The sequence below is a fragment of the Microbacterium sp. M1A1_1b genome (genome assembly GCF_053345565.1).
The window spans coordinates 239,679-253,665 of the sequence record NZ_JBKFAJ010000005.1 but is presented as its reverse complement, the minus strand read 5'-3'; the positions used below and the strand labels follow the sequence as shown (position 1 = coordinate 253,665).

The window sequence follows — 13,987 nt, the reverse complement described above, 5'->3', positions numbered from 1 at the left end:
CAGCTCACCGGGTCGGCCCCGCCACGCACACCGCGTGGCGGGGCCCCGACCTCCGGTCGGAACACCGGACTGGAGGCTCGCCCCACCCGCCGCCGAGCGCGCCGGTTCCAGCCGGCCTGGCTCTTCATGGCCCCGTCGCTGCTGATCCTGGGCGCGTTCGTCGTCTTCCCGATCCTGCGGTCGCTGTACTACTCGTTCTTCGACTGGACGGTCGGTGCCACGTCGCAGCCGTTCGTCGGGTTCGGCAACTACACCAAGCTGTTCCACGACCAGCAGTTCTGGAACGCGCTGTCGATCACGCTCGAGTACACGATCGTGTCGGTCGTCCTGCTGGTCGTCCTGGGGTTCGTCGCGGCACTGCTGCTGCAGCGTGACACCCTGGCGAACCGGATCGTCCGCTCGGTGTTCTTCTTCCCGACGATCGTGTCACTCGTCACGATCGGCCTGGTGTGGAAGTTCCTGCTCGACCCGGACATCGGTCTGGTCGGCGGCATCACCGCGGCCCTCGGACTGCCGAGCGTGGCGTGGCTGCAGTCGACCTCGCTGGCGCTGCCGACGATCATCTTCGTCTCGGTGTGGAAGAGCATCGGCTTCGCGATGATCCTGTTCATCGCCGGGCTCAAGGGCGTGCCGGCCGAACGGTACGAGGCCGCCGAGCTCGACGGCGCGAACCGCTGGCAGACCGTCTGGCGGATCACCCTGCCCAGCATCCGCCCGACCATGCTCTTCACGTCGATGATCCTGACGATCCAGTCGTTCCAGGTGTTCGACCTGGTGTACGTGATGACCGGCGGCGGTCCGGTCTTCCACACCGACACGCTCGTGAACCTGCTGTACCGCGACGGGTTCGTCAACTACCAGACCGGCTACGCGTCGGCGATCTCCTGGGTCCTCTTCGTCATCATCATGCTCATCTCCCTGCTGCAGCTGAAGCTCTTCCGGTACGACGATGTCGACTGAGGCGCGCACCCGGCGACCGTCCGTGACCAGGCCGGCCCGGGCCTCCAGGCCGTCCACCGTCCGCACCCGGCGACCCGGTCGTCCGAGCGGGACGTGGCGCACCGGATCCGTCCTGAAGTGGGTGTACCTGGGGATCGGCCTCGTGGTCGCGCTCGTGCCGTTCATCTGGATGGTGAGCGGGTCGTTCCGGTCCGAGTCCGACCTGTTCGGCCACCCCGCCAGCCTGTTCCCGACCAGCGTCACCCTGCACGGCTACATCGGGGTCTGGCAACAGCTGCCGTTCCTGCGGCTGCTGCTCAACTCGTTCCTGTTCACGGTCGTGACGACCGTGCTGACGCTGTTCTTCGACTCGATGTGCGCCTACGCCCTGGCGCGGATGCGGTTCGTCGGGCGGAACGTCGCGTTCGTGCTCGTCATCGCGACGCTGATGGTGCCGTTCCAGGTGACGCTCATCCCCGTCTTCGTGGAGCTGTTCCACCTGGGCTGGCTGAACACCTACCAGGGACTGATCATCCCGCGGGCGACCAGCGCGTTCGGCATCTTCCTGTTCCGGCAGTTCTTCATCGACATCCCCGTCGAGCTGGACGAGGCCGCCCGCATCGACGGCGCCGGGCACTGGCGGATCTACTGGCAGGTCATCCTGCCGCTCGCCAAGCCCGCGATCGCCACGGTCGCCGTGCTGAACGGGATGGCGCTGTGGAACGACCTGCTCTGGCCGCTCGTCGTGACGACCTCGAACGACATGCTGACGCTGCCGGCGGGACTGACGCTGTTCGGGGGAGCGCACGTCACCGACCACGCGGTGCTGCTGGCCGGCGCGGTGATCTCGCTGCTGCCGATCGCCGTCGGGTTCTTCTTCGCCCAGAAGTACTTCGTCGCCGGCGTCGCGACCACGGGGTTGAAGTGAGCGCGTCGGGCCCGCGCGGTGCCTTCGCGCCGGGGACCTTCACCTTCGTCGCCGGGATCGAGGACACCTGTGTGTACCCGCCGCTGCACTTCGCGATGGCGCCCCTGGACGAGCACGAGCTGACCGGGCACGACCTGGCCTGGCGCGACGACCTGGACACCGTGGCCGCGCTCGGTGCGACCGCCCTGCGCTACGGGGTCGACTGGCCCCGCGTGCACGTCGCCCCGGGGGTGTTCGACTGGGCGGTCCTCGACGAACGGCTGGCGTACGCGGCGTCGCTCGGCATCACCGTCATCGCGGACCTGGTGCACTACGGCACGCCCACCTGGCTCGAGGACTCCTTCGCCGACCCGGGGTACCCGGCGGCGGTGGCCTCGTTCGCGGGGGCGTTCGCCGGACGGTACGCGGGCGTGGTCGACCACGTGACCCCGCTCAACGAGCCGATCACCACGGCGTCGTTCGCCGGGCTGCGCGGGGTGTGGCCGCCGGCACTGACCGGGTGGCGCGGGTGGACCCGCGTGGTGCTCGGCATCGCCGCGGGCCTGCAGCACACGGTGGCGGCGGTGCGGTCGGCGAACCCGGACGCGGTGATCGTGCACGTCGAGGCCTCGTCGTTGGTGACGGCGTCACCCGCGGTGACGGCGTCGCCCTCGGCGTCCTCGTCGGCGTCGTCCGCGTCACCGCCGTCGTCGGCTCTCGTCACCGAGGCCGCGCTGCTCGAGGGACTCGGCTTCCTGCCGACCGACCTGGTGCTCGGCCGCGTCGACCCGACGCACGCGTTCCACGACTGGCTGCTGTCGCACGGGGCGTCCGCCGCCGCACTGGCCGAGCTGGTCGACGGAGCCGTGACGATCGACCTGCTCGGCGTCAACTACTACCCGGACCTGTCGCCCCGCCGGCTCGAGCACGGGCCGGACGGCATCGTGCAGCACGCCTACGACCGCTGGACCGAGGGGCTCGTCGCGTCCCTGACCCGGTTCGACACACGCTACGGGCTGCCGATGGTCGTGACGGAGACGTCGATCGAGGGCGACGACACAGTCCGGTCCGCCTGGGTGCGGGACTCCGTCGCCGCGGTCCGCTCGCTCGTGGACGCCGGCGTCGACGTCCGCGGGTGGACGTGGTGGCCGGTCTTCGACTTCGTGGACTGGTCGTACGCGTCCGGCGGCCGCAACGTCGAGGAGTTCGCGGTCGCGCCCGACGTCGTCGCCGAGCGCGCCGGCTCCGGCCGGAAGACGCCGTACCTGCGGCGGATGGGGTTGGTCCGGCTCGAGGAGCAGCCGGACGGCACGCTGGCCAGACAGCTGACGGGTGCCGCCGAGGCCTACCGAGCCGTCGCCGGCCAGGCGGGCGACACCGTGTCACGCGATCGGGCTGCGTCGGGCTGAGTCGCCAGCGGTCAGTGCCCCCGGTGCGTGCGGAGCGCGACGACCACCTGGTCCAGGAAGTCGTCCACCTGCCCCTGGTCGTAGCCCGCGCGGAACCGCGTCGGCGTGAAGCGCGCAGCCACCACGTCTTCGGGCTCGAGCGGGTCGACCGGCCGCCGCAGCTCGTACCCGGCGAGCGTGCGCTGCACCCGGTCCAGGAACGCATCCACGTCGTCCTGCTCGTAGCCCTCCCGCCACTTGGTCGTGCTGAACCGCTTGGCCCGTACATCCTCCGCGCGCATCGCGCCCCCCTCGTCGTGCCCCGATCCTGCCATGCCGGGCGTGCCAGCAGCAGTCAGGAGCAGCCACCTGTGGACAGGTGGTTGCCTGCGGGCGCGCTCCGAGCCTCCTGGCCGTCGTCCTGAACGAACTGCAGGCCAGCGGGGCGCCACTGGCGGCCGGTTCATCGAGTCCGGCGGCACAGTTCCCACCATGAACCGGATCGACGGCTTCCGCGCACGCACCCCGCGCTGGACGCACCAGCCCCCGCGCGAGCGTCTGACGCTCGCCGCGATCATCGTCCTCGGCGCCGTGCTGACGAGCTGGAACCTGGCGCGCGGCGGCGACTCGGAGTTCTACGCGGCCGCCGCCCGGTCGATGTCGGAGTCGTGGCCCGCGTTCTTCAGCGGCGCGTTCGACCCCGGCGCCACCGTCACGCTCGACAAGCTCGCCGGGTTCGCCGTGCCCCAGGCACTCAGCATCCGGCTGTTCGGCATGTCGACCGCCGCGCTCGCCCTGCCGCAGGTGCTCGAGGGCATCGTCACCGTGTGGGCCGTCTCACTCGTCGGCCTGCGCTGGGCCGGGTCCCGCGTCGGACTCGTGGCCGCAGCGCTCGCCGCGAGCACGCCGATCTTCGTGTCGATGTTCGGCCACCCGATGGAGGACGGGCTGCTCACGATGGCGCTCGCCGTCGCGCTCGTCTGGTGGCAGCGGGCGGCGATCGCGGGGACCTGGTGGCCGCTGCTGGTGTCGGGCCTGTTCGTCGGGATCGGGTTCCAGGCGAAGATGCTGCAGGCCTGGCTGGTCCTGCCGGCGCTGGTGATCGGGACGCTCGTGGCGGCGGGAGCGGGGCGGCGCTGGCGGCGCGGACTCGCACACGCGGGGATCCTGGTCGGCGCTGCGGTCGTGGCCTCGCTCGCGTGGATGGTCGTCGTCGCACTCCTGCCGACCGGCGCGCACCCCTACGTCGACGGGTCCACCGACGACGACGTGTTCGCGATGGTCTTCGGCTACAACGGGGTGGACCGGTTCCTGCCCGGACTGTGGCCCGGGGCGGTCGGCGCGCTCGGCGCCGTCGGGCACGCGGTCGGCGCCGCGGCGCAGCGCTTCGGCGCCGGCGGCGCGCACCGCGACCTGCTGCAGCTGTTCTCGGCCCGCTACGCCTCGCAGGTGGGCTGGTCGTGGCCCGCGGCACTGACCGGCATCGGGATCGGCGCGGTCCGCTCGTGGCAGCGACGCGCCGACCGGGAGGCCCGGGTCGCCGCCGCCACGCTGCTCACGGTGGTCGTGTGGCTGGCGACCGCCGTCGTGGTGCTGTCGGTATTGCGGCTCCCGCACACGGCGTACGTGGCCGCGGTCGGCGTGCAGCTCGCCGTGCTCGCGGCCGTCGGGTGGTGGGGTGCAGTGCGTTGTGTGACCGCTGCCGATCGGCGACTGCTGGCGGTGCCCGTCGCGTTGCTGGTGGTGCAGGGGGCATGGTGGTCGTGGCTGGCGTCGGCGAGCTCGGAACCGCTGCTGCTGGGGTCGGTGGCGGTCGGGCTGACGGTCGTCGCGCTCGTGGCGGTGCTGGTCATCGGTCTCCGGTCGGGCGACGGTGTCGTCTCCGGCATGCGCGGCATGCGCGGTCGTCGGGTCGTCGTCGGGGTGCTCGTCGCCGCGGTCGTCGCGGGCCCGGCGTGCTTCTCGCTGCAGGCGCTCGACGCCGCGCGGGACGGCAGCGGCGGGGATGCTTCTGTGGGGGCGGTCGCCGGGCCGTTCGGGGCGGGCGGCTTCGGGGCGGGTGCGGGGCGCCCGGCGTTCGGTTCGGGTGCCGGTCGGTCCGCGTTCGGCGGAAGCGCGGGTGCGAGCCGGACGGGAACCGGTGGCGGCGCGGGTGCGGGCCGGGCGGCGTTCGGCGGGCAGGTCCTGCCGGGCGGACGTTCGTCGCTCGGCTTCGGGGCGTCGGCGGCGTTCACGGTGTCGGCGCCCGACGTGATCGGCGGCCACACGCGGCTGTCGGCGGACGAGGCGTCCCTCGTGGCGACCGCCGAGCGCGAGGGCGGTGGGAAGGACGGCTCCCCGCTGTTCCTCGACGACTCGTGGCGCATCTCCGCCGACGTCATCGAGACCACCGGGGACCAGGTGCTGACGGACGGCGGGTTCTCCGGGCAGGTGCCCGTGTTCACGACGGCGCAGATCGAGTCCATGGTGCACAGCGGCGACACCCGACTGCTGGTCGTCTCCTCGAGCTCCCGCGCGCAGGACCCGGTGCGGCAGGCGGGCGCTGCCCTCGGCTGCACGGTGGTGCACCGGTGGGGGAGTGCGACGTCGGGGTTCGGCGGGCGAGGCGGCTTCGGCGGGACCGGGTCGTTCGCGCTCGAGCGCTGCGGTCTGTCATGATCAGCCCATGTCCGCGACCACTGCTCCGGAAGCCCGCCACGGCGGGACCCGTCGGCGTCGGACCGTCATCAACGCCGGTCGTCTCGGCCGGTGGACGGCTGGGTTCGTCGTCGTGCAGGCCGTCGCATCGGCGTGGCAGATCTCGGCGACGGCACCGGGTGCGCCCGATCGTGTGTACGCGTTCGCGTCGCACCCCACGTGGTGGCTCGTCGCGCTGACCGTGACGGTCGCCGTCGTCGGCTGGCGTCGGTCCGCACGCGCCGCGGCGTGGGGATCGTCCGACTCGCAGACCGTCCTGCGCCGTACGGTCCACGTGCAGATCGCGCTGACCGTGGCCGTGGTGATCGCGCTGCCCGTGCAGATGGTGTGGGTCGCGTGGGCGGTCCACCGCGGCGTGCTCGACCCGGTCACCCTGCCGAACGTGGTCCTGACCGTCCGGCACTACTGACCCCCTTGTCTGCCGGGCCCCGCCTGCTGGGCCCCGTGTTGTCGGCGATCTCCGCGCGAGGGGCCCGTTGTCACTCGACGGGGTGGTCGACCTCGTGTCGGAAGATCCGCTGCAGTTCCTGCATGGTGATGGGGTCCCCGGGCAGCGGGTGCCGGCTGTCGTCGGCGCGGAGTCCGTCGAGGACGATGCCGACCTGCCGACCGATGATCCGCCCGGCGTCGTCCGGGGGCAGGTTCGCGTAGCTGCCGATCCGGAACGCGGCGAACGTCACGTCGTTCGCGGTGACGTCGGCCCGGAGCGTGCCCTCGGTCTGGGCCGCGCGGACCAGTGCGTCGAGCTGGTCGTTCCACGTCGAGGTGAAGCGGTCGTTGTTCTCCAGCGCCACCATCTTCCGGTTGAGCCGCGGGATCGCGGGGTGCTCCTGCAGGACGTCGATGATGCCCGTCACCAACGCGACCACGGCCTCCCAGGCGGTCGGTCGTGCAGCGACCAGCGTTTCCACGCGCGTGAAGTGGCCGAGGAGCCGGGCGTGGAGTTCCCGGATGACGTCGTCGACGCTGGCGTACCGGCGGTAGAGCGTGGCGACGCCCACACCGGCCAGTTGTGCCAGCTGGACCATCGACGGGTCGGTGTCCTTGACGGCGTAGTGCGCTTCCGCCGCCGCGAGGATCGCCTCGCGGCTGCGCCGCACTTCGACACGTTCCGCTCGCGTGCGAGGGATCTCGGACATGGGAGCAATGTAGCCGGATTCCATGTGGAGACAAGTCTCCACTTAGGAGTATCGTTGCGGAGCGGCTCAGCCCACCCTGGCTGCCGTCACCCGGCTTCGCGACGGGACGACCTCGACCGATGGGCGTCCCCACGTGGCCGGATCACGAGGGCGCCTGCTTCCAGACCCGAACTCGAAGCAGGCGCCCTCACCCTGCGTCAGCGGGCGTTGACTCAGAGGGCGTGCGCGCCGAGCAGGGTGCCGGCCAACCACGTCGCCGCCAGGGCCGCCGCGCCGCCGATCACCACGCGCAACGCCGCGCGACCACGGGGAGCGCCGCCCAGCACCGCGCCCGTCGTGCCCGTCGCCGCCAGGGCGAGCAGCACCGCCACCACGATGACGGCGATGCGGACGGACTCGGGCACCAGCAGCGTCGCCAGGAAGGGCAGCAGCCCACCCACGGTGAAGGTCGCCGCGGACACCCAGGCCGCGCGCCAGGGGCTGACCACGTCGTCCTGCTCAGCCTGCTGCTCGGCGGCGACCCAGCGGTCGCGGACCTCGGGGCGACCGAGCTCGTCGGCGATCGTGCGCGCCGCGTCCTCGGAGACGCCGATCGAGCGGTAGGCGGCGGCGATGTCGGTGGATTCCACCGCCTCGGTCGCACGACGTGCGGCGCGGGCGGCCTGCCCGGTCTCCTGCGCGTCGCGGGCACCGCTCACCGAGACGTACTCGCCGAGCGCCATCGACACGGCCCCACCGACCAAGGCTGCCGCACCGGACGCCAGGACCGGGCCGACGGGTGCACCGGCACCGGCGACGCCGACGATCACCGCGGCGACGGACACGATGCCGTCGTTCGCACCGAGCAGTCCGGCGCGCAACCAGTTGAGCCGGGCGGCGCTGGTCGACTCGACCGGGTCGATGGTCGGCAGTGCGGGGACGGAGATGATGGCCATGACGACCAGGAAAGCACTCCCGAGCGCGCTTCGCTAGCCAGGAAAGGCTGCCCTGACCTGGGGTTTGTCAGGCCAGGCTTACCTCAGTCGGAGCAGGTCTGGGTGGTCCGCCACCCTCGATCACGCGGATCGCGACGCTGATCAGGTCGGGCTGCTCGCCGTCGGCAGCGAGCTGGTCGCGGATGCGTTCGCCGACCTCGCGCACGGTGTCCCCGGCGGGGCGGGCGTCGCTCGCCGCGATGCCGGCGGTGATCCTGACCGCGCCGCCCGAGCGGTCGATGTCGACGAGCACGTCGGGCTGCCGGAGCGCGAGCTTCACGGCGATCGCGTCCGCTGCGGCCTCGAGGATCGGCTGGGCGGGGAAGACGTCGTCCACACCGTCGATCGTGCGGAGCAGCCCGGTCAGGCGGCGTGACAGGTCTTGGTCGTCGAACACCGTGCTCCTCAGGGGACGTGGACGTCGTCGAACACGACGTCGATGCGGTCGATGACCAGGTCCGTGTGGCGCGCGAGGGCGTCCTCGATGCGCGCGCGGAGCTGGTCTGCGGTGGTCTCCGCGACGAGGCCGTACGCGATGCTCGCGGTGACCTCGACCCGGATCGGAGCGCCGGGGACACCGACGTCGCCGTCCAGGGTGCACCTGCCCATGACCAGCCCGCCCATCGTGTCGCCGGTGCGGCGGACCAGGCCGCGCACGGCGGCCTCGGTGATGGTCAGGCGGAGTCGGGGGTCCGGGTGCTCCACGGGGACGTCGCGGCCCGAGCGGACCTCGGACCGGATCGTGTCGAGCAGGCCGGAGATCCAGACGGAGTCGCGGTCGGGCTCCTCGTCGGCACGGCGCTGCATCGCGTCCCAGGACAGCTCACGCAGTCGCTGCATGCCGGACAGCGCCAGACGGCAAGCGGGGGAGCTCTCGATCGCGGCGTCGCGCGGGGTGCGACCACGGTCCAGGTAGGCGCCGAGTTCCTCCATGGTGTGGCCGTCGAGGTCGTCCTCGGGCACGGCGGCATCGTCGATCGTCATCGCCATGCCTCCATCTCCTGGAGCAGGAACCGCCTGGCCCGGGCGAGCAACCCCCGCACGGTCGAGGTGGGCAGCTCGAGGGCCTCACCGATCTCCTGGTAGCTGTACCCGGCCGTCTCACGGAGCAGCCAGCACCGGCGTTGGTCTTCGGGGAGCTTGTCGAGCGCTTCCCACACCGCGTCGAGCTGCAGCCGTGCTTCAACGATACGCTCCGGCGAATGCACGGCATCAGCTGGCGGATCGACCTGGGCGACGTCGTCGTGGTGCCGGCGGGAGCGGATGCGGTCGAGGGCCTTGCGCGTGATGATCTGCGTCACCCAGGCCCGGAACCGCGCGGGGGACTCGAGCTCGGACAGCCGCCGCCATGCGGTCAGGAAGGACTCCTGCACGACGTCGTCGGACTCCAGGTTCGAGCCGAGCATCTTCGCCGCGAACACCCGCAGCAGTGGTCCGTGTCGCCGCGCCAGGACCTCGAACGCCTGCACGTCGCCGTCCGCAGCACGGACGACCAGCGTGGCGTCTTCGGCGCCGGAGAGCGACTGCTGGTCCATCCTCGCCTTCCGGTCGGGTCTCGACCGCGGTGCGCTCGAACGGGTCCCCTCGATCGAGCATGCACCACGGGCCCTGACGATGTCCGGTCGGCGGCATCGCTGAACGACTCCCGAGCGTCGTGCCCGGATGTGTGACGAATCCCGTCCTCGGTGCGTCTGTATGAGGGAGACACACGACCGAGGGATGCATGGACCACGAGTACGACACCGCTGCGTTGCCGACCATCGGCAACGTGATCGCCGGCGACCCGGTCGCAGGCGAGCGGGTGGTCGGCGGAGACGAGTCGGACGGCCGACGTGGGCAGTGCGAGAGCGCGTTCGACCGCTGGGTCTGCGACCTGCCCGCCGGACACGACGGGCAGCACCGTGTCGTCACCGAGCGGCAGCGGGTGGAGTGGAACGACCGGGCAGCCGGTCACCGACTGGGTGGACTGGCGCGGCCCGCCGAGCACGTTGCCCGCGAGGCCCGCGCCGCCGAGCTCGGCTGACTCCCGCAGGACACCTCCGAACGCCTTCGACGACGGGGCTTCGCGGTAGCCTGGTCGGGACGACGAGGAGGACCGATGAGCGAGCGTGCTGCGCAGATCATCCGTGACGTCCGTGCCCGATCGGGACTGACCCAGCGAGAGCTCGCCGGTCGTCTGAGGATGCCGTCCTCTCGCATCGCCGCGTACGAAACAGCGGCAATCGACCCCAGTGTCAGCGTCCTCGACCGGATCGTCGCCGCGGCGGGACTCGACCTGGCCGTCGTTGATCGCGCCTCGGAGACTCCGGACGTCCGCAAGGCCCGACTCCGAGCCCTCGCATCGGACTCGGTCGACCGCAGCATGACGATCGAAGGCAAGCGGGTCGCAGGGCCTCGCACCGTGGCTGCGCTCGACGAAGGTCTCCTGCTCCGACGGATCACCTCGCACCGCCGGTGAGCCGGTACGAGGACACGCCTGTTTCCCCGGACGATGCCGTCGCGTTCGTCGAAGGTGTCGATTTTGATTCGAAAGCGGCGGTTGATGCCGCCGAGGACGCAGCACTCACCGCCGTGCTGAGCAGCCTGTTGAGCGCGCTCGACGAGGGTCTGCTCAGTGTTCCGGATCTGCTGCTCCACGGCACGCTGCAGGACCTGCACCAGACGGCATTCGAGCACATCTGGGACTGGGCCGGTCGGTTGAGGACCCGTGAGGTGAGCGTCGGGGTGGCTCCGGACCAGATCCGCGAGCAACTCCGAGCGACCCACGACGACCTCGACCTCCTGCTGACGGCGATGCCGCCGCGCGAGTTCGCCATGACGGCGCACTGGCGTTTTGTCCGGGTCCACCCCTTCGTCGACGGCAACGGGCGGATCACGCGGCTGTACGCGGACGCGATCCTCTTCGGTCTGTCAGGGGCCGTGTTCGACTGGCAGGCGGGCGACCCGTACTACCGGGCGCTGCGTCGGGCTGACGCCGACCTGTCCGTGCAGGCTCTCCTCGACCTGACTCCCGACCTCCGCCCAGCGGACTGAGCGCGCTTGCGGTCGCCAGCAACTCTCAGTCCTCGTCGCGCGACCGCGTCCTGCGGAATCGCTTGCCGGTCTCCTCGTCGACCGCGATGCTGCCCGTCGGCAGGTTCGAGAAGTCCGGCGCGATCAGGGTCGGCTGCTGCCCGGCACCGGGGAGCCCCATCGGGTCCGGAGTGTCGTCGAGCACCAGGATCGGGGTCTGCGCGGTCAGGGTGCGCCCGGCGAAGAAGTCCGGTGAGCGGTACCACCAGATCGCCATGAGCACGACACCGATCAGGATCGAACCGACCCCCACCACGGCGACAGCTCCGATCCCCAGGATGGTCACGTCCTTGCCGTCGTCGCCCTGCAGCCAGTCGGGCTGCGCGAACTGCACCAGGCCGTAGACGAACGTCACCGCCAGCGTCAGACCGCCGAGCAGGGGGACCAGGCCGCGCATGACGAAGTTGCGCACGGTCGTGAACAGCGTGCGCCGGTAGACCCACACGCACGCGAAGCCGGTCAGCCCGTAGTAGAAGGCGATCATCAGCCCGACCGAGCCGATCAGCGCGGTCAGCAGGTTCGTCGAGATGACGGTGAACAGCACGTAGAACGCGATGGACGCGATCCCCATCCCGAGCGTCGACCAGGTCGGCGTCAGGAAGCGCTTGTGGATGCGGGCGAAGTGGGGTGGCAGCGCCTTGTAGACGGCCATCGACAGCGCGGTGCGGGCCGTGGGCATGATCGTCGTCTGGGTGGACGCCGACGCCGAGGTCAGGATCGAGAACGACAGCAGGGCCATCGCGGCGTGCCCGATGAACGACGTGCCGAACAGCGCCGGCCCGATCGCCGAGAACACGTCGTCCGCGTTGCCCTGCGCGCCGAGGCCGATGCCCTTGGTGCCCACACCCGCGAACGCGATCGCGGCGATCGAGACGAGCGCGTAGATGACCAGCAGCAGCACGGTGCTGATGACCGCTGCGCGCCCGGGGGTCTTCTCCGGGTCCTTCGTCTCCTCGTTCAGGGACACCGCCGTGTCCCAGCCCCAGTAGATGAAGATCGCGGTGAGCATCGCGGGTGCGATCACGGACCCGAAGTCCATGCCGCTCGGCCACAGCCACGACAGCGACGGGGTGAGGGAGCCCTCGACGCCCGTGCCCGTGCCCACCCGGACGAGCGCGACGACCGCGAACATCACGAGCACGAGCACCTCGATCCCCAGAAGCACGTACTGCAGTCGGGCCGACACCTCGACGCCGACGTAGCAGATGAAGGTCATCACGGCGATCCAGGCCACCCCGGCCACGGTCGACCAGAGCGTGCTGTTCCCGAGCGCGCTGACGGCGGGGTCGTTCGTGACGACGCCGACGAACGAGAAGCCGTAGGACCCGGCGATCTGCGCCAGGTTCGCCATCACGATCACGTCGGCGGCGATGATGCCCCACCCACCGAGCCAGCCCGTGACCGCACCGAACGCCCGGGTCGCCCACGTGAAGGTCGTGCCGCAGTCCGGGTCCTCGCGGTTGAGTTCCTGGTAGGCCACCGCGATCATCCACATCGGGATGAAGGCCAGCAGCATGATCGCGGGGGCCTTGACGCCCGCCAGCAGTGCTCCGCCGCTGGCCACGACCAGGCCCAGGCTCGCCGCCAGGCTGTAGGCGGGGGCGGTGGACGAGATCCCCATCACGACGCTGCCCATCAGCCCGATGGCACCGGGTCGCAGGCCCTTCTCGGTACTGACCGTCGCTGTCGACGCCGTCACGACCCGTTCGTCTCGCATGGCCCACCACACCTCTCTCGACCGAGGCGGCAACGGATTCCGTCGCCGGAGTTCCACGTCACCGTGGAAATGAGCACTGAAACTAGTGGTTCACGACGGTTTCCGCACCTGTCTGAGCGGATCTGGAGATCAGGAGCGTGCGCGCAGGAACGCGACCTGCCGCTCCCAGTGGCGGAACCCACCGCCCTCGTGCCCGTTGTACGGGTACACCTCGATCTGCTTGTCGGCCGATCCCAGGGCGTTGTAGGCGGCGAAGGTGGTCCGCGGCGGCACCACCTCGTCCATGAGCGCGACCGAGAACAATGCGGGCGCCGTGATCCGGGCGGCGAAGTTCACGCCGTCCAGGTACGACGCCGTCGTCCACACCGTCTCGGCGGCGTCCCGGTGCACGGCCAGGTACCGGACCAGCTCCTGGTACGGGTCGCTCACCGCGACGTCGGCACCGTGCTCCCAGTCGCACAGGAACGCCACGTCCGGCAGCACCGCGACGATCGGCCCGACGTGCGCCTGCACCAGCGCGGCCGCGGCGATCGCGATCCCACCGCCCTGGCTGCCCCCGGTCAGTGCGATGCGCTCCGGGTCGACACCCGGCAGCGTCCGCACGGCGTCGACGAGCCGGACGGCGTCCGTGTACACGCGGCGGTAGAAGTGGTCTTGGGGGCGCTCGATGCCGCTCGTCATCCACCCGCCGATGTGCGGCCCGGCACCGTGCGGGTCCGGGGTGTCCCCGCCGCCCCATCCGCTGCCCTGGCCGCGGGTGTCCATGACGACGTGCAAGTACCCGGCGAGTGCCCACGCGATCCGCTCGCCCGGGCGGCTGCGCCCGCCGTTGTACCCGAGGTACTCGACGACGACGGGCAACGGTTCTGACCCGGATCCGGCGGGTCGGGTGACCCAGGCGCGCACGGGGTCGGCGGCGAAGCCCGGGAACGTCAGGTCCTCGATCACCAGTCCGGTGACCGGGGTGTCGGCCGGGGTGGTCTCGGGCCGGGCGCCGGTGCGGTCGGCATCGGCGCGTGCCTGGGCGATCGTGTCGGCCCAGAACGCGTCGAAGTCGTCCGGCACGCGGACGGTCGGTCGGTGGGTGCGGAGCTCTGCGAGGGGCAGGTCGGTCAGCGGCATCGGTGTCCTCCGGGGACGATCATGCCCCCGGT

15 protein-coding genes and 2 pseudogenes are annotated in these 13,987 nt (G+C 71.2%); 8 read left to right on the top strand and 9 right to left on the bottom strand.

Translation table 11 applies throughout. The features are described from left to right. The first annotated feature begins 126 nt into the window (after positions 1 to 126). From ACLBWP_RS13570 to ACLBWP_RS13560, 3 genes are read left to right on the top strand one after another with little or no spacing between them, the layout of a single operon-like run. Positions 127 to 960 carry a carbohydrate ABC transporter permease gene (locus tag ACLBWP_RS13570; protein WP_447655558.1) on the top strand — a complete coding sequence of 278 codons (834 nt, stop codon included), beginning with the start codon at positions 127 to 129 and terminating at the stop codon, positions 958 to 960. Positions 961 to 982: 22 nt separating this feature from the next. Next, entirely contained in the window at positions 983 to 1,867 is an 885-nt protein-coding gene (locus tag ACLBWP_RS13565) for a carbohydrate ABC transporter permease (protein WP_447655557.1), read from the top strand. Next, entirely contained in the window at positions 1,864 to 3,255 is a 1,392-nt protein-coding gene (locus ACLBWP_RS13560) for a family 1 glycosylhydrolase (RefSeq protein ID WP_447655556.1), read from the top strand. Before ACLBWP_RS13565 ends, ACLBWP_RS13560 begins: the two co-directional genes overlap by 4 nt. A 29-nt stretch (positions 3,256 to 3,284) precedes the next feature. Here ACLBWP_RS13560 and ACLBWP_RS13555 read toward each other — a convergent pair. After that, positions 3,285 to 3,416, bottom strand: a pseudogene (locus ACLBWP_RS13555) (DivIVA domain-containing protein); the annotation flags it as partial. A gap of 24 nt (positions 3,417 to 3,440) precedes the next feature. Next, a pseudogene (locus tag ACLBWP_RS13550) lies at positions 3,441 to 3,536 on the bottom strand (DivIVA domain-containing protein); the annotation flags it as partial. A 190-nt stretch (positions 3,537 to 3,726) separates the two neighbouring features. On the opposite strand from ACLBWP_RS13550, the gene ACLBWP_RS13545 reads away from it, so the two are divergent. Together ACLBWP_RS13545 and ACLBWP_RS13540 are read left to right on the top strand one after the other, a co-directional pair. Beyond that, positions 3,727 to 5,892: an ArnT family glycosyltransferase gene (locus ACLBWP_RS13545; RefSeq protein ID WP_447655555.1), complete on the top strand. Its 2,166-nt coding sequence runs from the start codon at positions 3,727 to 3,729 to the stop codon at positions 5,890 to 5,892. 7 nt (positions 5,893 to 5,899) lie between these two features. Continuing rightward, complete coding sequence (locus ACLBWP_RS13540; protein ID WP_447655554.1) at positions 5,900 to 6,340, top strand: hypothetical protein; 441 nt, start codon at positions 5,900 to 5,902, stop codon at positions 6,338 to 6,340. A gap of 70 nt (positions 6,341 to 6,410) precedes the next feature. Here ACLBWP_RS13540 and ACLBWP_RS13535 read toward each other — a convergent pair whose 3' ends face one another. From ACLBWP_RS13535 to ACLBWP_RS13515, 5 genes are all read right to left on the bottom strand, one after another. Next, on the bottom strand, positions 6,411 to 7,070 hold the full coding sequence (locus tag ACLBWP_RS13535) for a TetR/AcrR family transcriptional regulator (protein ID WP_447655553.1): 660 nt from the start codon (positions 7,068 to 7,070) through the stop codon (positions 6,411 to 6,413). A gap of 212 nt (positions 7,071 to 7,282) precedes the next feature. After that, positions 7,283 to 8,005: a VIT1/CCC1 transporter family protein gene (locus ACLBWP_RS13530; RefSeq protein WP_447655552.1), complete on the bottom strand. Its 723-nt coding sequence runs from the start codon at positions 8,003 to 8,005 to the stop codon at positions 7,283 to 7,285. Between the two features lie 67 nt (positions 8,006 to 8,072). Further along, entirely contained in the window at positions 8,073 to 8,441 is a 369-nt protein-coding gene (locus ACLBWP_RS13525; protein ID WP_447655551.1) for a hypothetical protein, read from the bottom strand. 8 nt (positions 8,442 to 8,449) lie between these two features. After that, the gene (locus ACLBWP_RS13520; protein WP_243561004.1) at positions 8,450 to 9,034 is read right to left on the bottom strand and encodes a hypothetical protein; all 585 of its coding nucleotides are present in this window, start codon (positions 9,032 to 9,034) and stop codon (positions 8,450 to 8,452) included. Beyond that, on the bottom strand, positions 9,025 to 9,579 hold the full coding sequence (locus ACLBWP_RS13515) for an RNA polymerase sigma factor (protein WP_243561003.1): 555 nt from the start codon (positions 9,577 to 9,579) through the stop codon (positions 9,025 to 9,027). The genes ACLBWP_RS13520 and ACLBWP_RS13515 overlap by 10 nt, the downstream gene beginning before the upstream one ends. A gap of 188 nt (positions 9,580 to 9,767) precedes the next feature. Here ACLBWP_RS13515 and ACLBWP_RS13510 point away from each other — a divergent pair, with 188 nt between their 5' ends. From ACLBWP_RS13510 to ACLBWP_RS13500, 3 genes are all read left to right on the top strand, one after another. Beyond that, positions 9,768 to 10,067, top strand: coding sequence for a hypothetical protein (locus ACLBWP_RS13510; protein ID WP_447655550.1), 300 nt, complete (start codon positions 9,768 to 9,770; stop codon positions 10,065 to 10,067). A gap of 75 nt (positions 10,068 to 10,142) precedes the next feature. Continuing rightward, entirely contained in the window at positions 10,143 to 10,502 is a 360-nt protein-coding gene (locus ACLBWP_RS13505; protein WP_447655549.1) for a helix-turn-helix domain-containing protein, read from the top strand. Then, a complete protein-coding gene (locus ACLBWP_RS13500; RefSeq protein ID WP_447655548.1) occupies positions 10,499 to 11,077 on the top strand; it encodes a Fic family protein in 579 nt (192 codons plus the stop codon). Before ACLBWP_RS13505 ends, ACLBWP_RS13500 begins: the two co-directional genes overlap by 4 nt. Before the next feature lie 25 nt (positions 11,078 to 11,102). Here ACLBWP_RS13500 and ACLBWP_RS13495 read toward each other — a convergent pair whose 3' ends face one another. Both ACLBWP_RS13495 and ACLBWP_RS13490 read right to left on the bottom strand, forming a co-directional pair. After that, a complete protein-coding gene (locus tag ACLBWP_RS13495; protein ID WP_243560999.1) occupies positions 11,103 to 12,833 on the bottom strand; it encodes an APC family permease in 1,731 nt (576 codons plus the stop codon). Positions 12,834 to 12,962: 129 nt separating this feature from the next. Continuing rightward, a complete protein-coding gene (locus ACLBWP_RS13490) occupies positions 12,963 to 13,955 on the bottom strand; it encodes an acetylxylan esterase (protein WP_447655547.1) in 993 nt (330 codons plus the stop codon). Positions 13,956 to 13,987 lie beyond the last annotated feature (32 nt).

Coding starts and splice junctions, on each gene's coding strand:
- ACLBWP_RS13505 (WP_447655549.1), top strand. CDS start 10,143: ATGAGCGAGCGTGCTGCGCAGATCATCCGTGACGTCCGTGCCCGATCG.
- ACLBWP_RS13515 (WP_243561003.1), bottom strand. CDS start 9,579: ATGGACCAGCAGTCGCTCTCCGGCGCCGAAGACGCCACGCTGGTCGTC.
- ACLBWP_RS13540 (WP_447655554.1), top strand. CDS start 5,900: ATGTCCGCGACCACTGCTCCGGAAGCCCGCCACGGCGGGACCCGTCGG.
- ACLBWP_RS13570 (WP_447655558.1), top strand. CDS start 127: ATGGCCCCGTCGCTGCTGATCCTGGGCGCGTTCGTCGTCTTCCCGATC.
- ACLBWP_RS13495 (WP_243560999.1), bottom strand. CDS start 12,833: ATGCGAGACGAACGGGTCGTGACGGCGTCGACAGCGACGGTCAGTACC.
- ACLBWP_RS13530 (WP_447655552.1), bottom strand. CDS start 8,005: ATGGCCATCATCTCCGTCCCCGCACTGCCGACCATCGACCCGGTCGAG.
- ACLBWP_RS13535 (WP_447655553.1), bottom strand. CDS start 7,070: ATGTCCGAGATCCCTCGCACGCGAGCGGAACGTGTCGAAGTGCGGCGC.
- ACLBWP_RS13520 (WP_243561004.1), bottom strand. CDS start 9,034: ATGGCGATGACGATCGACGATGCCGCCGTGCCCGAGGACGACCTCGAC.
- ACLBWP_RS13510 (WP_447655550.1), top strand. CDS start 9,768: ATGGACCACGAGTACGACACCGCTGCGTTGCCGACCATCGGCAACGTG.
- ACLBWP_RS13490 (WP_447655547.1), bottom strand. CDS start 13,955: ATGCCGCTGACCGACCTGCCCCTCGCAGAGCTCCGCACCCACCGACCG.
- ACLBWP_RS13545 (WP_447655555.1), top strand. CDS start 3,727: ATGAACCGGATCGACGGCTTCCGCGCACGCACCCCGCGCTGGACGCAC.